This is a genomic window from Embleya sp. NPDC050154, assembly GCF_044460165.1.
Classification (GTDB): Bacteria; Actinomycetota; Actinomycetes; order Streptomycetales; family Streptomycetaceae; genus Embleya.
This window is the reverse complement of the sequence record NZ_JBITJP010000014.1, coordinates 209,101-227,939: the sequence shown is the minus strand read 5'-3', so window position 1 is coordinate 227,939 and position 18,839 is coordinate 209,101. Positions and strand designations below refer to the sequence as shown.

Here is an 18,839-nt window from a genome sequence, read left to right as displayed (position 1 = left end):
CCGGACCCAACTCCCCGGCACCCGCCGCCCGCCGAGACCCGGCCACGCCCGCCGCCGCCCACCGGGACGGGGGTGTCCGGCGGGCGGCGGTTGCGGTGCTTGCGGTGGCGGTGGCAGTGCCGGCGGGGCGACGACCCTGGCGCCGAATGTCCCCGCGGGGTCCATGATCGCGATGTCCTCTCGCCGTTGCCCCCGCGAGACCACCTCGGCCCCACATCGACGAGTCTGCCGGTGCGCCGTACGGCGAACACTGCGCCGAACCCTCGACCCGAGGTGGGTCCAGATCCACTCCCGCTCGGCGCACCCGCCCGGGCCCCGGTCCATGGCGTGGCCGCCCCATGGCGCGGATCCAGAGCTGCGCCGGCCCGCGCCTCTGCCGAAAGTCGTGCTGGAGCCCTGTCGAACGAGCGATGCCGCGCCCCGAGGCCGGCTCCTAGCGTCGTCCCGGACGACAAAGGAGCACGATGATCAGGCTGGAACGACTGACCAAACGCTACGGCGCACACACCGCCGTCGACGCACTCACGCTCACCGTCGAGGGCGGACTGGTGACCGGCTTCCTGGGTCCCAACGGCGCGGGCAAGTCGACCACGATGCGGATGATCCTGGGCCTGGACCGACCGACCTCGGGACACGCCTCGATCGACGGCCGCCCGTACGCCCGCCTGCACCGCCCGCTGCACGAGGTCGGCGCGCTGCTCGACGCCAAGGCGGTGCACCCCGGGCGGACCGCGCGAGCACACCTGCGCACGTTGGCGCGGACCCACGAGATCCCGCTCCGACGGGTGGACGAGGTCTTGGACCGGGTCGGCCTGACCGAGGTCGCGAACCGCCGCGCGGGCCTGTTCTCGCTCGGCATGAGCCAACGGCTCGGCGTGGCCGGCGCACTGCTCGGCGACCCCCGGACGCTGATCCTGGACGAGCCGATCAACGGCCTCGACCCGGACGGCGTGCGCTGGATCCGCGAGCTGATCCGCTCCCTCGCGGCGGAGGGGCGGGCGGTGTTCGTCTCCAGCCACCTGATGAGCGAGATGGAGCAGACCGCGGATCGGCTCGTCGTGGTGGGCCGGGGACGGCTGATCGCCGACGCGCCGATCGCCGAGGTGATCGACGCGGCCGGTGCCTCCGGGGTGCTGGTCCGCAGCCCGGACCGGGCGGGTCTGGACCGGCTGACCGAGTACCTGCTCGAAACCGGCGCCCGGATGGTGCCGACCGACGAGGACTCCCGCGGCTACACCGGCGCCTCGATCGAGGAGGTCGGCCGGGCCGCACACGCACTCGGCGTGCCGCTGTACGAACTGAGCCACCGGCGGGCCTCGTTGGAGCAGGCATACCTGGAACTGACGGCGAAGGCGGTGGAGTATGCGGCAGGCTGAGGCGCGAACCCGGGTTTGGGAACAGGGTCGGGGCGGGCCGCTCGCGCTGCGCTCCGCGGTGGGCTCGGAATGGATCAAGCTGTGGTCGGTGCGCTCCACGTGGTGGTCGGTCGCCGCCTCGGTGTTCCTGATGACCGTGTGCGCGGGAATCATCGGCATGGACTTCGCCAACGACGTGGAGCGCGGGGAGACCAAGGACGGTCTGACCATGGCCGTGGGCGAACCCGCGACCGGCTCGGTCCTGCTCGCCCAATTCGCCGTCGTCGCACTCGCGATGGCGGTGATCACGGCCGAGTTCGCGACCGGGTCCATCCGCACCACACTGACCGCCGACCCGCGCCGGGGCAGGATGCTCTTCGCGAAGACGGCGGTCGTGGTCGCGGTGACCACACCGCTGGCCGCGCTGCTCGCGGTCGCCGGCGTGGGCATCGGCCGCTTCACGCTCGGCTCGTACGCCATCACCTCGTCCGGCGCGGTGGCCGGCGACATCGCCGCGATCACCGCCTACCTGGTGCTCACCGCGATCCTGACCGTCGGCCTGGGCGCCCTGTTGCGCAGCCCGGTGGCCACGCTGAGCGTCGTGCTCACGATGATGCTCGCGCTCCCGATGCTGATCGCCACCGAAGCCGCCGACATCCTCCCCGGCCGCGCCGGAATGAACCTCCTCGACGGCGACGCCACCGCCGCCGCGATTCTCGCCGCCTGGGCCATGGCCGCCCAAGTCGCAGGCTGGGCAGCCCTGCACCGCCGCGACATCTGACCACCGCCGCGCCGACCGACCCCCGCCCCGGGCACGCCTGGGGTGGGGTCGTCCCGTCCCTCCAGTCAGCTCTGCGCCATGTCCACGAACCGCGAATAGTGCCCCTGAAAGGCCACGGTGATCGTCGCCGTCGGCCCATTACGGTGCTTGGCCACGATCAGGTCCGCCTCCCCGGCCCGCGGCGACTCCTTCTCATAGGCGTCCTCGCGGTGCAACAAAATGACCATGTCGGCATCTTGTTCGATAGATCCTGATTCACGAAGGTCGGAAACCATCGGCTTCTTGTCGGTGCGCTGTTCCGGGCCACGGTTGAGCTGGGACATCGCGACCACCGGGACCTCCAGCTCCTTGGCCAGGAGCTTGAGGTTCCGCGACATCTCGGAGACCTCCTGCTGGCGGTTCTCGGCCCGCCGCGAGCCGCCCGACTGCATGAGCTGGAGGTAGTCGATAATCACCAGCCGCAGGTCGTGCTTCTGCTTGAGCCGGCGACACTTGGCCCGAATCTCCATCATCGACAGGTTCGGCGAGTCGTCGATGTACATCGGCGCCGCCGTGACCTCACCCATCTTGCGCGAGAGCCGCGTCCAGTCGTCGTCCGTCATGCTCCCCGAGCGCATGTGGTGCAACGCGACCCGAGCCTCCGCCGACAGCAGACGCATCATGATCTCGTTGCGCCCCATCTCCAGCGAGAAGATCACACTCGCAAGATTGTTTTTGATCGAACACGCACGTGCAATGTCCAATCCGAGGGTGGAATTGTGGGTGGGAATCCACGAGTGGCCCGCCAGGTAGAGGTGGCTGTCGTTGTCCACCTCCACGCAGCGCACCGGTACCGAGTCGACGCGCCGCACCGCGCTGATGTAGCGCAGCCGAGTGGTCGGGTAGGCCAGGGTGCTCTGCCGGGCGATCTTGCGCGGCAGCCGGAAGACCTTGTCCGCCGGCGTGAAGTTCACTTGGTAGCAGACCGACGATTCGGCAGTGCGGCCCTTGACCGGCTTCGTACGCATCGTCGCGCGATAGCCCAGACTCAGCACGAGTTCGAGAACACCCTTGGCGAGCCTGCGGCTGGTCACCGCGAACTGCACGGTGCCGCTCGGGCTCACGTACCCGTCGGTGTCGAGCAGTCCGGCGAGGAGATCGCGCCGCTGCTGTTCGGAGGCCCGCAGGTAGACCTCGGGAATGTGCTTGTCGTGCAGGACACCAAGCGTGCGCAGGATGGCCGGAACCGTACCGTGTCGGTCGCGGCAGGACTGACACCGCAGCAATCCGCTGGAGGGTCCTCCACAGTCGGGGCAGGACGGATCGCCGACCGGCGCCGAGACCGCCTTGGCCTTGCCACCACAGGACTTGCCGCACGAGCGCACCTGCGAGGTGCGGGGCACGAACGGCTTTCCGCAGACCACGCACGCACGTTCCTCGACGGCCGCCGGTTCCGGAAGGCGTAGGTTGTACAGCAGGGGACTCCCGGTCGGGACGGCTCGAATGCCGCTCCGCTCGATGTTGTCGATTATTTCCGGATCTGCCGTGGTGAACCGGCTCCCCGCGCTGTGCCCGTCGCCCAACCAGGCCCCCAGCACATAGGGCGGCAACATCAGGTCCCGCTCCGGGAAACGCGCGGGCGCGGCCACCCGGACGGCATGGTTCAACCGCCGGTCGGCCGTCTCGCACCGCACGGTGGCCGCGATCTCCTCGGTGGTCCGGACCGTCCCGGCTACCGCCGGCGCGTCGGTCCGGCCGTGGACCGCGCGACGCTCGGCCCGGGTCTGGGTCACCCACTGGTGGGCGCCGTCCGCAACGATCACCGCACCATCGGAGAACTCGACCTCGTAGCACTGTCGATCGATCAACATCTCGGTCGCCGCCACCACCCGGGTCGGCGCCCCGTCGGCTCCGATCAGCAGGTCGCCAACCCGCACCTCACCCATCGTGGTCCACCCGGTCGGCGTCGGTAGGGGAGTGTCCAGCGCCAGCGCCTTGCCCATGGCCGGACGGGCGGCGATGACGATCATCTGGCCGGAGTGGAGGCCGTTGGTGAGGGAGTCGAGGTCGGTGAAGCCGGTGGGGATGCCGGACATCTGGCCGCCGCGAGAGCTGATCGCCTCGATCTCGTCGAGCGCGCCCTCCATGATGTCGGCCAGCGGCGCGTAGTCCTCGGTGGTGCGCTGCTCGGTGACCTTGTAGACCTCGGCCTGGGCGTTGTTGACGATGTCGTCGACCTCGCCGTCGGCCGCGTAACCCATCTGCACGATGCGCGTGCCCGCCTCGACCAGGCGGCGCAGCACCGCCTGTTCGCGCACGATGCGGGCGTAGTACTCGGCGTTCGCCGCCGTGGGCACCGACGAGATCAGGGTGTGCAGGTACGGGGCGCCGCCCACCCGGCCGATCTCGGTGCGCTTGGTCAGTTCGGCGGCGACGGTGACCGCGTCGGCCGGTTCGCCCCGGGCGTACAGGTCCAGGATCGCGTTGTAGACGAGTTCGTGGGCGGGCCGATAGAAGTCGATCGGCTTGAGGTTCTCCACGACGTCGGCGATCGCGTCCTTGGACAACATCATGCCGCCGAGGACCGATTGTTCGGCGGCGATGTCCTGGGGTGGGGTCCGCTCGAATCCTTCGCGGGCCGGCTCGGGCCTGGCCTCTTCGAACTCGGAGACGCTCATGCCCGGGGTCTCCTTTCACAAAGGCTCGCGCGAGATCGCACCGCAATACACCGTGTCCTTCATACGCCACACGGCCGACAGTTCCGCCGCACGACGCGGCATGCGGCCCTTCACCGTACGGGTGGACCCTGGGACCGCCAAGACGGTCATACACAGGCCCTGTGGATAACTGTGGATAACCTGTGGAGAGAGGCGGGTCGAGCTGTGCACAAGCTGTGCGCAGTCGACCGCCAACGCTTCGCAATCATGTGCACAAACCCGGTCTGACCTGCGATTTCTCTATCCACCGGCTGTGTATGTGAAAAACTGTTGGGCGAATCATGCGGCTATCGCCCCACGTGTGCACCCGCGTACGCCCCGCGCTCGCCGGTAATGACCAGGAGCGCATTGTGACCCTTACCTGTGGATGACTACGGTGGACGCGTGCCGTCCACGGTCCCGTCCCCACCCCCAGAGCCGCCCACCGGCGAGCCGCCCGTCCCCGAGCGGCTCGGCACCGGGGATCGCGGCACCGAGCAGCCCACCCGCGAGCCCGCGACCCCGCCGGCGCCCGCCGACCGGGCCCGGCGCCGCGCACACGACCGCGACATCTTGCGCCTGGCGATACCCGCCTTCTTCGCCCTCGTCGCCGAGCCGCTGTTCGTGCTCGTCGACTCGGCGATCGTCGGCCGCCTGGGCACACCCCAGTTGGCCGGCCTCGGCGTCGCGGGCGCGGTGCTGACCACCCTGGTCAACCTGTGCGTGTTCCTCGCCTACGCGACCACCGCCGCCGTCGCCCGCCTGATCGGCGCGGGCGACCCGCGCGCCGCGATCCGCCAGGGCCTGGACGGGCTGTGGCTGGCCGCACTGCTGGGCACCGCCCTGCTCGTGGTCGGCCTGGTCGCCGCCCCGTGGGTGGTCGCGGCGTTCGGCGCCTCGGACAGCGCGACGCCGCACGCGGTGACCTATCTGCGGATCGGTTCGCTGGGCATCCCGGCGATGCTGATCGTGCTCGCCGCCACCGGCGTGCTGCGCGGGCTCCAGGACACCCGGACCCCGCTCGTGGTCGCGGTACTCGGCTTCGGCGCCAACCTGCTGCTCAACATCGTGTTCGTGTACGGCCTGCACTGGGGCATCGCCGGATCCGCGTGGGGCACGGTGCTCGCGCAGACCGGGATGGCCCTGGTCTACCTGGTCCGCGTCGTCCGCGGCGCCCGCCGACACGGCGCGTCGTTGCGACCGGACCCCGCCGGCATACGCGCGTCCGCGAGCGCCGGCGCGCCGCTGTTCGTACGCACCGTCAGCCTGCGCGCGATCCTCGTCGTGGCCACCGTGGCCGCCACCCACATGGGCGACACCTCGATCGCCACGCACCAGGTCGCCTGGCAGGTGTGGACCTTCCTCGCCTTCGCGATGGACGCCCTGGCCATCGCGGCCCAGGCGATAGTGGGCCGGGCGCTGGGCGCCGGGGACGCGGCCGGGGCCCGCGCGGCGACTCGCCGGATGCTGGTGTGGGGGGTCTGGACCGGCGTGTCGTTCGCGATCGTGGTGGTCCTGGCCCGCCCGCTGTACATCCCGCTGTTCACCGCCGACCCGGCGGTGCGCGACCTGCTGGCGGGCACGCTGCTCGCGGTCGCCGTGCTCCAGCCGCTCGCCGGCGCGGTGTTCGTGCTGGACGGAGTGTTGATAGGCGCGGGCGACGGCCGCTACCTCGCGCTCACCATGCCGATCGTGCTGGCCGTCTTCTGCGCGGTGCTGGGCACCGTACTGGCCCTGGGCGGCGGCCTGATCGCGGTCTGGTGGTGGGCGATCGGCACGTTCATGCTCACCCGCCTGGTCGTGCTCGGCCGGCGCGCGCACGGCGACGCGTGGCTGGTGACGGGCAAACGCTGAGGTCGGGCACACCCTGGCGGCACGCACGGCGGTCGGGCCGAGAGCGGCCGGACCGGGCTTCGCGAACATCCGACCGGGGCCGGAAGGCCGGACCTCGACGCGCCGCCGACTCCCGCACCCCGTCCCCGTCGCGTCCCCGACGCCGGGCATGCCCGCCGTCGACGTGAACCGGCGCAGTCGCGGTGGGTTGCCGACCACGAACACCGCCGGCTCGGACTCACGCCCCGACGACCTCGTAGCCCGCCTCCACGACGGCCGCGCGCACCGCGTCCGCGTCCACGGGCGCCTCGGAGGTCACGGTCACCAGGCCGGAGGCCAACTCGACCTTGACGTCGGTCACGCCCGAGACCTCGGAGACCTCCTCGGTGACGGACGATACGCAGTGGCCGCAGGTCATCCCGCTGACGGTGAAGGTGGCGGTGCTCATGACGGTGATCCTTTCGTCGATACGAGGACCATGATCGGCCCCACGACGATGAATTTATACCCCCCTAGGGTATCCAGGCAAGTCGCCGGACCCACCCGTCCGTGGGATTCCGACCACCCCACCGCCCGAACTCCACCGCCCGCCCGGATCACGCCCGCCCACCCGGTGTCGCCCCCGCTCAGTCAGTCCGCCGCGCGGACCGCACCGGTTCCCGCACCGGCCGTCCGACCCGAAACACCGCCCACGGAACCGCCCCCACCCGATCCGCCAACTCCCCGCAGGTGCGCCCGCAGTCGATGAGCTGGCTGAGCGGATGCGTCGCGTACCCGTGCCGGGCCAACGTCAACCAGCAGCGCAACAGCCCCCGCCCCGCTTCGAGCAGGTCCTTCGGCTCGGCGGGCACCGTCGGCGCGGTCACCACCAGCACGGTTCCGTCGTAGCGCATCACCCCCCGCGACGCCGCCGCCAACGCCCGGGCCAACCCGACCCGGCGCAGCACCCGATGGGCGGCCGGACTCAGCGCCGCGCGCAACGCCCGCTCCTCGACCCGGGACAGCGCGAGCGCCGGCCCGGTCAGCCCGTCCCGCGCGTCCGGGTGCCCGGCCGGCACCGGCCGCAGCCGCAACCACCGCCGCAACTCGGCGACCAGCGCCGGATCCGCGAACAACCACCGGTCCGCCTCCTCCGACAACGGCGCCAGCGCCCGGGTCCCGCCGCGCCACAGCCCGGCCGACCCGGCGAACGCGTCGCCCGCCTCCGCGAACACCGCGTCCGGCAGCGCCCCCGGCTCGTACGCCCCGCGCGCGCTGCGCCGCCCCGCCAGGTCCGCCGCCGTGAACGGCGTCGGATGACACTCGTACGCCCGCACGAAACGAGCCACCGGGCCCCGCTCCGACGCGCCGGTCCACTCCACCCGCAGCGGCACGCCCAGGTCCGCCGACGCGATCAGGAACGCCTCCGTGAACGCCCCGAGTGCCAGGAACAGGTCCCGCCGGGTGGGGTCGCCGACCGGCAGCTCGCGCGCGGCGTCCCAGGACAGCGCGTAACCCAGGGCGCCGCTCGGCGACACCGTCCACGGCTGGGTGTTGTGCGCGCTCGGCGCCCGCCCGGCCGCCCTCAACAGCTCCTCGAGTTGCCCGCTCACGACGCGCTCCCCGGCGATCGCACGTAGAACGTATGCCCGTGCAGCTCGCGTCCGCCGATCCGGCGATACTGCGCCGCCGAGGCCTTGTTGTCGTCCTCGACCCAGGTGCTGCGCAACGCGTGGTAGCCGCCCGCCCGCAGCGCCCGGTACTGCTCGCGCGCGAGCAGCGTCAGATAGCCGCGCCCCTGGGCCGCCGGCACGGTCCCCTTGATGATCAGCACGGCCTCGCGGCGATGGCGCCCGCGCGTGGCCAGCAGACGTAGCTGGTTGCCCAGGTGCAGATCGCCGCCGATCCGCATCAGGAACTCCGAGATGTCCGGCACCGCGAGGGTGAACGCGATCGGCTCGCCCGCCCGCTCCAGCCACAGCAGCAGCGACTCGTCCAACAGATGCGCCAAGCCGTCCGTCTGCGCCCGCAGTTCGTCGAGTTCGATCGGCGTGTAGTAGCCGAGCTGCCCGAAGCTCGCGTTCAACATCGAGTGCAGGATCGGCAGTTGCTCGGCCAGCCGACGACGTGATCCGCGCCGGATCACCAACCGCTCGGTGGCGATCCGCGCGTCGTCGAACACGTACGTCTCGTCGGGGTCGTCGGTGCGCTCGCGCAGATCCGGGCAGATCCAGGTGGAGGCGGAGAACCTCCTCGCGAAGCCGGCCCGTTCGTAGGTCTCGGGATAACGCGCCGGATTCCACGCCGAGTCCACGAAGCCGCGCTCGGTGAACCCGGAGGTGATCACCCCGCCGGTCTGGTTCGGCAACAGCGCCACCGGTCCGAACAGGCGGTCGCGACCGGCCCGCGCGGCCCGCCGCTCCATCAGGTCCACCAGGACGGCGAACACCTCGGGATCGTCGCTGAACTCGGTGAGCCCGAAGAGCTGATGCCGCCCGCGCAATTTGGCGTCGAAGCGCCCGTCGGTGTGCAGGCAGGTCCGCCCCACGACGCGCCCGGCCCGATCCCGCACCACGTACAACTCGATCCCGGCCCGCTGCCACTGCCGCACCTGACCGCGCAAAACCGGTACGTAGCGGTCCTTCGGGTGCAGCCGGAGCGGGAGTTCGCAGAAGTCGCGCAGCGCGCGCCGGGACTCGACCCGCTCCACCGTCGGTATCACGACTTCGCCTTCCGGTGCACCGGCGCGCCGGTCTCCTCGCGGCCGATCGGGGTGAACTCCTCGATGTGCGCCATGCCGTCGCCCTCGGCCCGCCACTCGCCGTTGCTGTAGCCGGCCGGCTGCGCGTCGAAGAGCCGGATGAAGCCCGCCGTGCCGTTGCGGTCGTCGTGATCGGTCATCCAGCACATCAGGTCGCGGTGCGCCTGGGAACGGGCGAACCGCAACATCGCGTCTTGATCCGCGAACACCGCGACCGTACCGAGTGTGAACGGGCCCTGGCGGTAGACCTTGTGCCAGCGGTAGCCCTCCATGCGCTTCATCGTGCGCACCATCCGCAACCACGGCCGGGCCAACGACAACAACGACCGCAGCCCGCTGTAGTGCGTGGCTCCGATGAACAACGCCTCGCCGCGCGCCTGCGGCGGTGCCGCCGAGAAGTCGGTGGTCCTCATCGCTGCTCCCCCTCCACGAGGTAGACGTTCTTGATCTTGGTGGTGCCGTGCAGGAACGGCCCGGTGCCGAAGTCGTGTACGAGCACCCGCACGTCGGCCGCCGTCGGGTCCTCCGCGAGCGACTGGGCGAAATCCCGGCTGACCCGAGCCAGATGGCGCACCACACCCTCCCGGCACACCCGGGCAAGCTTCTCCCGGTCCGCGTCGTCGAGCGAGGTCCCGTCGCGCAGTTGGAGGTTGACCACGGGCCGGCTCTCCAGGTCGGCGTACTCGTCGACGGTCAGGCAGAAACCCTCCAGGTGCGCCGCCATCGGGTTGTCCTGATAGAGCCCGTACTCGACGTCCTGCGGATAGATGTTGGCGCCCATGTAGGAGATCGTGCTGTCCTTGCGCCCGAACAGCAGCAACATCGGCAGCCGCATGCCCTCGACCCGCGCCGCGCGTTCCCAGCCGACCCAGGCCTGCGCGTCCGGCCGGATCATCTCCTCGACCTCGGCGAAGGTCAGCAGCCGGCCCTCGTCGCCGATGTTGTAGCGCACCTTGGGACTCATCACCGCGGTCGAGTTGATCGTGCAGATCACCTCGTCGTCGGCGTTGGTCTCCAGGTACGTCTCCAGCGGGTTGTACTGGAACACCATCGGCACCCGCCCCTCGTCCGGCCCGAGCACGCGCGCCCGCAGCCGCTCGTCGGTCAGCAGCCGCTTGCGCAGCCACACCGTCGCGTCGCTCTCGCCGGCCATCCCGATGGTCAGGTCCGAGGCCCCGTAGCCCGAGCGCACCTTGACGAACCGCTCCTCCAGATAGTCGCGCAACGCCTCGGTCATGCCCTCGCCGCCGACGAAGCCGTACATCGCGTGCCGCCGCCAGTCGAAGCCCTCGGCGTCGAGCCGGTCGCGCAGATGCTTGAGGAAGGGCGGGTACGCGGTGACCAGGTAGGTGAAGCGCGGCCCGAAGTGGCGCAGCGTGTCCACGATCTTGTCGATGTCGGGCCCGGTGTTCTTGACCATCGCCACCCGGGCCATCGCGATGCCGGTGTTGGTCCCGGTGGCCCACGCGCCCATCGAGTAGGCGTTGATCACGAACAACTTGCGTCGGGGGAACACCAGCGAGGTGTAGCCGGCCACGTTGCGGTGCACCGACTTGAGTTCGCGCCGCGAGCGCAGCCAGTTGTGCGGTGTCCCGGAGGAGCCGGAGGACTCGTCCACGACCGTCCCGGCCACCTCCAGCGTGCCCAGCCAGCACCGGGTGTCCTCGGGGTACGCCTTGACGTAGTTCTCCTTGGACGTCTCCGGGTAGGAGGTGAGGTCGAACCAGCGGAAGCGCCAACGGTGCCGGCGCAGGAAGTCGCGGTACGCGGGCACGTCGAGCGCGGCGAACTGGCAGGTCATCCACGCGTGCCGGCGGGCGAACCGCTGCATCCACGGCCGATAGTTGCGCGCGGTCCAGCGCCAGACGACGGGATGGACGCGGTAGAGCTGATACAGACCGGTCAGCGCGAAGCTGACCACACGCAGCAACCACTGTCGGATGAACCTGGCCATGACCGTCCGCCCCTTTGCCCCGCCGGACCGCCCGGCGTGTGTCTCCAGCGTGCGACGGAAGGGGTGTTCGGGACATGAGTACCACTACTCAGTCGACTACTCGGAAACGCCGAACGGCCCGACCCCGGAAGGGGTCGGGCCGTTCGGGTGCTTCAGGTCAGGCGGGCACGACGTCGAGGTCGAGCGCGGCCGAAACCTCCTGGTGGAGGCGGACCGTGATGCGGTGCGACCCGACGGTCTTGATCGGCGTACCGATCTCGACGCGACGCTTGTCGATGTCCGGACCGCCGGCGGCCTTGATGGCCGACACGACGTCCGCGACGGTGACCGAGCCGAAGAGTCGGCCCGTCTCGCCGGCGCGCGTCTGGAGCGTCACCTTGAGACCCGCGAGCTGACCCTTGACCTCGGCGGCCTGGTCGAGCGTGCGGATCTCGCGGACCTTGCGGGCGCGACGGATGGCCGCCACGTCCTTCTCGCCGCCACGGCTCCAGCGGATCGCGTAGCCGCGCGGGATGAGGTAGTTGCGGCCGTAGCCGTCCTTGACCTCGATGATGTCGCCGGGCTCACCGAGACCGGTCACCTCGTGGGTGAGGATGAGCTTCATGACAAGATCACCCTTTCTCAGCGAGCAGTGCTGGTGTACGGCAGCAGCGCCATCTCGCGGCTGTTCTTGACAGCCACGGCGACGTCACGCTGGTGCTGCGTGCAGTTACCGGTCACGCGACGAGCGCGGATCTTCCCGCGGTCGGAGATGAACTTCCGCAGCAGGTTGGTGTCCTTGTAGTCCACATAGGAGATCTTCTCCTTGCAGAACACGCAGACCTTCTTCTTAGGCTTGCGCGCAGGCGCCTTCGCCATTGTGCTCTCCAGATCGTTTCAGAAGTCTTCAGCTCGGGGTGCGAACCGATCCCTCGGCCTTGCGGCCTAGAAGGGGGGTTCGTCCGAGTAGCCGCCCGGCGGGGGACCCCAGCCCCCCGCGCCGCCGCCGCCCTGCTGCTGGCCGCCCCCTGCGGGAGTGGCCCACGGGTCGTCGGCGGGTGCGCCACCGCCCTGCTGGGGACGGCCGCCGTAGCCACCGCCACCCTGCTGTCCGCCGCCCTGTTGGCCGCCGTAACCGCCACCGCCCTGCTGCTGACCGCCGCCGTAACCACCCTGGCCGCCGCCTCCGCGGCTGGTCTTGGTGATCTTGGCGGTGGCCCACTTCAGGGTCGGGCCGATCTCGTCGACCTCGAGCTCCACGACGGTGCGCTTCTCGCCCTCTTTGGTCTCGTAGGACCGCTGCTTCAGCCGGCCCTGGACGATGACGCCCGTGCCGCGCTGGAGGGATTCCGCGACGTTCTCCGCCAGCTGCTTCCAGGCCGAACAACGGAGGAACAGCGCTTCGCCGTCCTTCCACTCGTTCGTCTGACGGTCGAACGTGCGCGGCGTGGACGCCACGGTGAAGTTCGCGACAGCGGCACCGCTGGGCGTGAAGCGCAGTTCCGGGTCGGCAGTCAGGTTTCCGACAACAGTGATGATGGTCTCGCCTGCCATGCTGACCCCTTCGCTGATTTCAGCGCAGTGCTGCGTTTCGACGTGCGGTGTGGTTGGTGGTGCGCGCGAGCTCGGACTAGCGCTGGTCGGGGCGCAGGACCTTGGTCCGCAGCACCGACTCGTTGAGGTTCATCTGACGGTCGAGTTCCTTGACGGTCGCGGGCTCCGCGGCCAGGTCCACGACGGCGTAGATGCCCTCGGACTTCTTCTTGATCTCGTACGAGAGCCGGCGACGGCCCCACGTGTCGATCTTCTCGACCTTGCCACCGTCGTTGCGGATGACATTGAGGAACTGCTCGAGCAGCGGCGTGACCGCGCGCTCTTCGAGGTCCGCGTCGAGGATGACCATGAGTTCGTAGCTACGCATGTGAACACCCACCTCCTGTGGACTGATCGGCCACGGAATCTCCGTGGCAGGAGGGCTTGCGTAAATGCCGCCACGCCAAGGCGGCCCCCGATCCGAAAACGCACGGGGGTGCCGAGAAGGCAGCGGACGGTACAGCGTACCCGGCCCCACACACACTCTTGAAATCCGAGCATGACGCCCGTCACCCTGGGGGATGGATATACGGACAAAAGGTCCGTACCGCAGTCACTCACCGGAGGTGCGTGATGGCACATACGATCCGCCGTACGGGAACCGCCGCGACCGCGGGAGCGCACCGGCCCCGGCTGACCCTCAACTCCGACGGCCGTGCCCATCCGCGCGAGAACGCGCTGGTGGCCGCGGTGGTGCTGTTCGCGCTGGTGGCGGGCATCTGCGCGTTCTTCGAGGGGATGCACATCCTGGGCGCGTGGACCGCGCTCGCGGGCGTGCTGACCGGACTGGTCAGTCAGATGTTCTCGGCGACCACCGCGGAGCGTGTGGTCACGGTGCTCGCGCTGGGTGTGTCCGCCGTCGCCCTGTTCATGAACATGTTCCACGGCGGACTGTACTGAGCACCCGCACCCGTATCCGGCGACTCACACGGCCAGCAGTCGCCGGATCTCCGGTTCGGCCAGTTCGCGGCCGGCGCCCTCGCGCACCACGACGCCCGCGTCCAGGACCGTGAAGCGGTCCGCCAGGCGCTCCGCGAAGTCCAGATACTGCTCGACGAGCAGCACCGCGAGGCCGCGCTCGCGGTGCAGCCGCTCGATGACGTCCTCGATCTCGGTCACGATCGAGGGCTGGATGCCCTCGGTGGGCTCGTCCAGGATCAGCATCGCCGGTTCGGTGACCAGGGTGCGGGCGATGGCGAGCTGTTGTTGCTGGCCGCCGGAGAGGAAGCCGGCGGGTCGGTTCAGCAGCGGGCGCAGACGCGGGAACAGATCCAACACCTCGTCCGGCACGCCCGCGTCCCGGCCGCCGCTCGCCTCCCGGGTCACCCGCAGGTTTTCCCGCACACTGAGCCGGTCGAAGCTCTCGTGCCCCTGCGGCACGTAGCCCAGGCCCAGCCGGACCCGCTCGTGGGTCGGCAGCCGGGTGATGTCGCGGCCGCGGAACCGGATTCGGCCGGCGCGTACCGGCAACACGCCCATGATCGTTTCGAGCAGCGTGGTCTTGCCGACGCCGTTGCGGCCCATGACGCACACGAGCGAGCCCGCGGCAACGGTGAGGTCGACGCCGAACAACACCCGGGCCCGGCCGTAGCCGGCCTCCAGGCCGGCCACCTCCAACATCGCGTCCATCAGGACACCGCCTCCCGCTCGTGGGCCTCGCCGGCCGTCCGGGTCCGCGCCTCGCGCGAGCGGCCGAGATAGACCTCCCGCACGGTCGGATCCGCCTGGACCGAGGCCATGTCGCCCTCGGTGAGCACCCGCCCCTCGTGCAGCACCGTCACCGTGGACGCGTAGGTGCGGACGAACTCCATGTCGTGTTCGACCACGATCACCGTGCGGTCCCGGGCGATCGCGGTCAGCAGTGCGCCGGTGCGCTCGCGCTCGTCCCGGGACATGCCCGCCACCGGCTCGTCGAGCAGCAGCAGGCGCGGCTCCTGGGCGAGCAGCATGGCGATCTCCAGCCACTGCCGCTGCCCGTGCGAGAGCACGCCGGCCGGGCGGTCGGCCAGGTCGATCAGGCCGGTGTCCGCCAGCGCCGCCTCGACCGCGGTGCCGCGTCCGCGCCGTCGTCGCAGCAGACGGTGCAGGCCGAGCCGGAACGAGCCGGCCAGGTCGACGTTCTCCTCGACGGTCAATTCCTCGAAGACCACCGCGGTCTGGAAGGTGCGACCGATGCCCGCCCGGACCACCTGATGCTCGCGCCGGCCGACCAACTCGGTGCCGGCGAAGCGCACGCTGCCCTCGGTGGGCCGGGTCAGACCGGTGACGATGTCGATCAGGGTGGTCTTGCCCGCCCCGTTGGGACCGATCAGAAAGCGCAGCTCGCCCTCCTCGACGGTCAGGTCGACGCCGTCGATCGCGCGGAATCCGCCGAACACCACACCCAGACCCCGCACGCTCAGCAGTGGCTCGCTCATCCGGACACCTCCTCGGCGGTACGGGGGCGCGCCGGCGCACTCGTGCGCGTCGAGCGGCGGCGGGCGATCGTGTCCCGGATCTGCCCGACCAGGCCGAGGGCACCCTTGGGCGCGAACGCCATCACCACGATGAACAGGACGCCCTGGAGGTAGAGCCAGCCGTCCGCGTAGTTCTCCGAGAACGTGGTCTTGGCGTAGTTGAGCAGGACCGCGCCCAGGATCGCGCCGGCCAACGCGTACCGACCGCCGACCGCGACCGCGAAGACCAGTTCCAGCGAGGGCACCACCCCCAGCAGGGCGGGCGAGATGATGCCGACCACCGGAACGAACAGCGCGCCGGCGATGCCCGCGGAGATCGCGGACAGGGTGAAGGCGACGGTCTTGACCAGCGCCGGGTCGTAGCCCAGGAAGCGCACCCGGTCCTCGCCGTCGCGCACCGCCACCAGGAGCCGGCCGAACCGGCTCGCCACGACCTGCCGAAAGCCCAGATAGAGCAGGCCGAGCACGATCGCCACGACGAAGTACAACGTGCGCCGGTCCGCGTCGGCGGCCAGGTCCAGGCCGAAGAAGGTGCCGAAGTCGGTCAGCCCGTTGGTGCCGCCGGTCAGGGCCTGTTGACCGACCAGCCAGATGGTGAACGCGGCGGCGAGCGCCTGGGTGAGGATGGCGAAGTAGGCACCGCGTACCCGACGGCCGAAGACCAGCAGGCCCAGCAGCGCGGCGACGGTGCCCGGCAGCAGCACCACCATGGCCAGGGCGAACCATGGTTGGCGGAACGGCTCCCACACCATCGGGAGTCGGTCGACCCCGCTCCAGACCATGAAGTCGGGCAGTTGCCCGGGACCCGCCTCGGCGAGTTTGAGGTGCATCGCCATCGCGTAGCCGCCGAGGCCGAAGAACACCCCCTGGCCCAGGGTCAACATCCCGCCCTTGCCCCAGGCCAGCCCGATGCCGAGCGCGGCGATCGCGAAGCACAGGTATTTGGCCAGGAGTTCGAGGCGGAAGGGACTCAACGTCGCGGGTGCGACGGCGAACACGAGCAGGGCGGTGGCGATGAAGCCGACCGTCCCGCGCCAGTTCTCGGATCGGGCCCATCGTCCGCCCGCGCGGCCGCTCACGTCAGCGCCCGCGAGCGCAGCACGAACAGGCCCTGCGGACGCAGTTGCAGGAAGCCGATGACGACCGCGAAGACCAGCACCTTGGCCAGCGAGGCGTCCGACCAGTACTCCAGGTAGCTGTTCATCAGGCCCAGCGCGAAGGCCGCGATCACCGCGCCCTCCAGCCGGCCCAGCCCACCCGCCACGACCACCAGGAACGCGTCGACGATGTAGTACGTGCCGAGCGAGGGCCCGACCGGGCCGACCAGGGTCAGCGCGACACCGGCCACGCCGGCCAGGCCGGATCCGATGAAGAAGGTGCGCTGGTCCACCCGCCCGGTGTCGATCCCGCCGCACGCGGCGAGCCGGCGGTTCTGCATCACCGCCTGCATCCGCCGACCCTGGCGGGTGCGGTCCAGGTAGATCCGGATCGCAGCCACGCAGAGCAGCGCCAGCACCAGGATGAACACCCGGGCGTACTGGATCCGGACGCCGAACACCTCGTTCCCGCCGACCAGCCAATCGGGCGCCACCACCTGGACGTTGGGGGCACCGAACAGATCCCGCGCGACCTGCTGGAGCACCAGCGACACGCCCCAGGTGAGCAGCAGCGTGTCCAGCGGCCGGCCGTAGAAGCGGCGGATCAGCACCCGCTCCAGGATCAGTCCCATGGTGCCCGCGACCACGAACGCCACGGGGAGGGCGACCGGTACGGCCTGACCCTTCAGACCGAGTGCCGCCACCGGCGCCTGCACCATGTACGCGGTGTAGGCGCCGGCCATGATGAATTCGCCGTGGGCCATGTTGATCACGCCCATCTGACCGAAGGTGAAGGTCAGGCCGAGCGCGATCAGCAGCAGGACGGCGCCGATCGCGAGGCCGATCGGCAATTGGTTCAGGAATGCGTGCACCGGGTGATACCTCCTGTCTCCGTGGTCCCCTGTGCCTGTCTCCCGGGTCGCGTCGCCGGACCGGCCGCGTCACCCGACTAGGACAGGCCCGAGGCCCACGGATAGGCCTTGAGGTAGGGATCCGGCTTGATCGGCGCCCCGGAGTTCCAGACCTCCTTGATCAGGCCGTCCGGCTGGACCACACCGATCCGCGCGGTCTTGTGCACGTGTTGGGTCGCGCCGTCGATGGTGACCCGGCCTTCGGGCGCGTCGATCCAGACGCCGTCCGCGGCCTTCTTCACCGCCTCGGGATCGAAGCTCTGTGCCTTCTCGACCGCGGCCTTCCACAGGTGGACCGAGTTGTAGCCGGCCTCCATCGGGTCCGAAGTGACCTTGTCCGCGCCGTACTTGGCCTTGTAGGCGGCGACGAATTCGGTGTTCCGCGGGGTTTCGGTGCTCTGGTAGTAGTTCCAGGCGACCGGCTGACCGACGATGTTGTCCGGGCCGATGCCCCGGACCTCCTCCTCGGCGACGCTGACCGAGAGCACGGGCATGCTCGCCGCGCCGACGCCGTTGCCGCGCAGTTGCTTGAAGAAGGCCACGTTGCTGTCGCCGTTGAGGGTGTTGAACACCGCGTCGGGCTTGGCCGACTCGACCTTGTTGATCAGGGTGCTGTACTCGGTGTGGCCCAGCGGCGTGTACTCCTCGCCGACCACCTCCATGCCGTTCGCCTTCGCGTACGCCTTGATGATCTTGTTGGCGGTGCGCGGGAAGACGTAGTCGCTGCCGACCAGGAAGATCTTCTTCTTGCCCTGGCTCTTGAGGTAGTCCAGGCCCGGCACGATCTGCTGGTTGGTGGTCGCCCCGGTGTAGAAGATGTACGGCGAGCTCTCCAGTCCCTCGTACTGCACGGGGTAGAAGAGCAGTTGTCGGTTCTTCTCGAACACCGGCAACATCGCCTTGCGGCTCGCCGAGGTCCACCCGCCGAAGGTCACCGCGACCCGGTCCCGGGAGATCAGCTTCTGCGCCTTCTCGGCGAAGGTCGGCCAGTCGGAGGCGCCGTCCTCGGTGACCGGTGAGATCTTCTTGCCGAGCACGCCGCCCTTGGCGTTGATCTCGTCGATCGCGAGCAGGACCGAGTTCTTCACGGTCACCTCGGAGATGGCCATGGTGCCGCTGAGCGAGTGCAGCACTCCGACCTTGATCGAGTCCCCGCCGACGTCCGGACCGGCGGCACCCTTCTTCGCGGTGCTCTCGTCGGCGGCGCAGGAGGTGACGAGCAGGGCGGCCAGCGACAGGGCGGCGACGCGCGCCCAGGGTCGGTAAACCGTGATTTTCCGCACGATGCCGGGACTCTTTCGGTTCCGGGGGATGACGTACCGGAGTCTGGCGAGACGCGGTTTCCCCGCCGAGTCGCGATTGTTAAGCGACGATTGCTGATTACTGACACGGTCAAGCGTCTGTTTCGACGCCGAAAGACCGAATTGTTCGCGTACCGTCCCGCGTGTGCCGCCCGGCACGATCC

The 18,839-nt window shown here is 70.0% G+C and carries 19 protein-coding genes; 4 read left to right on the top strand and 15 right to left on the bottom strand.

The window, feature by feature from the left end; genetic code table 11:
- Positions 1–464 precede the first annotated feature (464 nt).
- Together ACIBSV_RS28305 and ACIBSV_RS28300 are read left to right on the top strand one after the other, a co-directional pair.
- Complete coding sequence (locus tag ACIBSV_RS28305) at positions 465–1,376, top strand: ATP-binding cassette domain-containing protein (RefSeq protein ID WP_395867824.1); 912 nt, start codon at positions 465–467, stop codon at positions 1,374–1,376.
- On the top strand, positions 1,363–2,136 hold the full coding sequence (locus ACIBSV_RS28300) for a hypothetical protein (RefSeq protein WP_395867822.1): 774 nt from the start codon (positions 1,363–1,365) through the stop codon (positions 2,134–2,136). The genes ACIBSV_RS28305 and ACIBSV_RS28300 overlap by 14 nt, the downstream gene beginning before the upstream one ends.
- 65 nt (positions 2,137–2,201) lie before the next feature.
- Here the strand turns inward: ACIBSV_RS28300 and dnaB are convergent, their stop codons facing one another.
- Positions 2,202–4,793, bottom strand: coding sequence for a replicative DNA helicase (dnaB, locus tag ACIBSV_RS28295; RefSeq protein WP_395867820.1), 2,592 nt, complete (start codon positions 4,791–4,793; stop codon positions 2,202–2,204).
- Positions 4,794–5,381: 588 nt separating this feature from the next.
- Here dnaB and ACIBSV_RS28290 point away from each other — a divergent pair.
- Positions 5,382–6,665 (top strand): MATE family efflux transporter, encoded by a 1,284-nt coding sequence (locus ACIBSV_RS28290; RefSeq protein WP_395867969.1) that lies wholly within the window; start codon positions 5,382–5,384, stop codon positions 6,663–6,665.
- 217 nt (positions 6,666–6,882) lie between these two features.
- Here the strand turns inward: ACIBSV_RS28290 and ACIBSV_RS28285 are convergent, their stop codons facing one another.
- The 9 genes from ACIBSV_RS28285 to rpsF form a co-directional block, all read right to left on the bottom strand.
- On the bottom strand, positions 6,883–7,092 hold the full coding sequence (locus ACIBSV_RS28285; protein WP_395867818.1) for a heavy-metal-associated domain-containing protein: 210 nt from the start codon (positions 7,090–7,092) through the stop codon (positions 6,883–6,885).
- 178 nt (positions 7,093–7,270) lie between these two features.
- Positions 7,271–8,236, bottom strand: a complete 966-nt coding sequence (locus tag ACIBSV_RS28280; RefSeq protein ID WP_395867816.1) for a hypothetical protein — start codon at positions 8,234–8,236, stop codon at positions 7,271–7,273.
- On the bottom strand, positions 8,233–9,345 hold the full coding sequence (locus ACIBSV_RS28275) for a hypothetical protein (RefSeq protein ID WP_395867814.1): 1,113 nt from the start codon (positions 9,343–9,345) through the stop codon (positions 8,233–8,235). The genes ACIBSV_RS28280 and ACIBSV_RS28275 overlap by 4 nt, the downstream gene beginning before the upstream one ends.
- Positions 9,342–9,797, bottom strand: a complete 456-nt coding sequence (locus tag ACIBSV_RS28270; protein WP_395867812.1) for a DUF4188 domain-containing protein — start codon at positions 9,795–9,797, stop codon at positions 9,342–9,344. The genes ACIBSV_RS28275 and ACIBSV_RS28270 overlap by 4 nt, the downstream gene beginning before the upstream one ends.
- On the bottom strand, positions 9,794–11,338 hold the full coding sequence (locus tag ACIBSV_RS28265; RefSeq protein WP_395867810.1) for a phenylacetate--CoA ligase family protein: 1,545 nt from the start codon (positions 11,336–11,338) through the stop codon (positions 9,794–9,796). The genes ACIBSV_RS28270 and ACIBSV_RS28265 overlap by 4 nt, the downstream gene beginning before the upstream one ends.
- A 157-nt stretch (positions 11,339–11,495) precedes the next feature.
- Positions 11,496–11,942, bottom strand: a complete 447-nt coding sequence (gene rplI, locus ACIBSV_RS28260; protein WP_020557175.1) for a 50S ribosomal protein L9 — start codon at positions 11,940–11,942, stop codon at positions 11,496–11,498.
- Positions 11,943–11,959: 17 nt separating this feature from the next.
- A complete protein-coding gene (gene rpsR / locus ACIBSV_RS28255; RefSeq protein ID WP_020557174.1) occupies positions 11,960–12,196 on the bottom strand; it encodes a 30S ribosomal protein S18 in 237 nt (78 codons plus the stop codon).
- 66 nt (positions 12,197–12,262) lie between these two features.
- Complete coding sequence (locus ACIBSV_RS28250; protein WP_020557173.1) at positions 12,263–12,871, bottom strand: single-stranded DNA-binding protein; 609 nt, start codon at positions 12,869–12,871, stop codon at positions 12,263–12,265.
- Positions 12,872–12,947: 76 nt separating this feature from the next.
- Positions 12,948–13,238, bottom strand: coding sequence for a 30S ribosomal protein S6 (gene rpsF / locus ACIBSV_RS28245; protein ID WP_020557172.1), 291 nt, complete (start codon positions 13,236–13,238; stop codon positions 12,948–12,950).
- 245 nt (positions 13,239–13,483) lie between these two features.
- Here rpsF and ACIBSV_RS28240 point away from each other — a divergent pair, with 245 nt between their 5' ends.
- Positions 13,484–13,810, top strand: coding sequence for a hypothetical protein (locus ACIBSV_RS28240; RefSeq protein ID WP_395867807.1), 327 nt, complete (start codon positions 13,484–13,486; stop codon positions 13,808–13,810).
- A gap of 24 nt (positions 13,811–13,834) precedes the next feature.
- Here ACIBSV_RS28240 and urtE read toward each other — a convergent pair whose 3' ends face one another.
- From urtE to urtA, 5 genes are all read right to left on the bottom strand, one after another.
- A complete protein-coding gene (gene urtE, locus ACIBSV_RS28235; RefSeq protein WP_395867967.1) occupies positions 13,835–14,530 on the bottom strand; it encodes an urea ABC transporter ATP-binding subunit UrtE in 696 nt (231 codons plus the stop codon).
- 8 nt (positions 14,531–14,538) lie between these two features.
- Positions 14,539–15,327 (bottom strand): urea ABC transporter ATP-binding protein UrtD, encoded by a 789-nt coding sequence (gene urtD / locus ACIBSV_RS28230; protein WP_395867805.1) that lies wholly within the window; start codon positions 15,325–15,327, stop codon positions 14,539–14,541.
- Complete coding sequence (urtC, locus tag ACIBSV_RS28225; protein ID WP_395867803.1) at positions 15,324–16,445, bottom strand: urea ABC transporter permease subunit UrtC; 1,122 nt, start codon at positions 16,443–16,445, stop codon at positions 15,324–15,326. The genes urtD and urtC overlap by 4 nt, the downstream gene beginning before the upstream one ends.
- Positions 16,442–17,335: an urea ABC transporter permease subunit UrtB gene (gene urtB, locus ACIBSV_RS28220; protein ID WP_395867801.1), complete on the bottom strand. Its 894-nt coding sequence runs from the start codon at positions 17,333–17,335 to the stop codon at positions 16,442–16,444. The genes urtC and urtB overlap by 4 nt, the downstream gene beginning before the upstream one ends.
- 77 nt (positions 17,336–17,412) lie before the next feature.
- The gene (gene urtA / locus ACIBSV_RS28215; protein WP_395867799.1) at positions 17,413–18,657 is read right to left on the bottom strand and encodes an urea ABC transporter substrate-binding protein; all 1,245 of its coding nucleotides are present in this window, start codon (positions 18,655–18,657) and stop codon (positions 17,413–17,415) included.
- Between the last annotated feature and the right edge of the window lie 182 nt (positions 18,658–18,839).

Bases quoted from the DNA above. Each gene is read 5' to 3' on its own strand.
- ACIBSV_RS28305 (WP_395867824.1), top strand. From the start codon at position 465: ATGATCAGGCTGGAACGACTGACCAAACGCTACGGCGCACACACCGCC.
- ACIBSV_RS28300 (WP_395867822.1), top strand. From the start codon at position 1,363: ATGCGGCAGGCTGAGGCGCGAACCCGGGTTTGGGAACAGGGTCGGGGC.
- dnaB (WP_395867820.1), bottom strand. From the start codon at position 4,793: ATGAGCGTCTCCGAGTTCGAAGAGGCCAGGCCCGAGCCGGCCCGCGAA.
- ACIBSV_RS28285 (WP_395867818.1), bottom strand. From the start codon at position 7,092: ATGAGCACCGCCACCTTCACCGTCAGCGGGATGACCTGCGGCCACTGC.
- ACIBSV_RS28270 (WP_395867812.1), bottom strand. From the start codon at position 9,797: ATGAGGACCACCGACTTCTCGGCGGCACCGCCGCAGGCGCGCGGCGAG.
- ACIBSV_RS28265 (WP_395867810.1), bottom strand. From the start codon at position 11,338: ATGGCCAGGTTCATCCGACAGTGGTTGCTGCGTGTGGTCAGCTTCGCG.
- rplI (WP_020557175.1), bottom strand. From the start codon at position 11,942: ATGAAGCTCATCCTCACCCACGAGGTGACCGGTCTCGGTGAGCCCGGC.
- rpsR (WP_020557174.1), bottom strand. From the start codon at position 12,196: ATGGCGAAGGCGCCTGCGCGCAAGCCTAAGAAGAAGGTCTGCGTGTTC.
- ACIBSV_RS28250 (WP_020557173.1), bottom strand. From the start codon at position 12,871: ATGGCAGGCGAGACCATCATCACTGTTGTCGGAAACCTGACTGCCGAC.
- rpsF (WP_020557172.1), bottom strand. From the start codon at position 13,238: ATGCGTAGCTACGAACTCATGGTCATCCTCGACGCGGACCTCGAAGAG.
- ACIBSV_RS28240 (WP_395867807.1), top strand. From the start codon at position 13,484: ATGGCACATACGATCCGCCGTACGGGAACCGCCGCGACCGCGGGAGCG.
- urtE (WP_395867967.1), bottom strand. From the start codon at position 14,530: ATGTTGGAGGTGGCCGGCCTGGAGGCCGGCTACGGCCGGGCCCGGGTG.
- urtD (WP_395867805.1), bottom strand. From the start codon at position 15,327: ATGAGCGAGCCACTGCTGAGCGTGCGGGGTCTGGGTGTGGTGTTCGGC.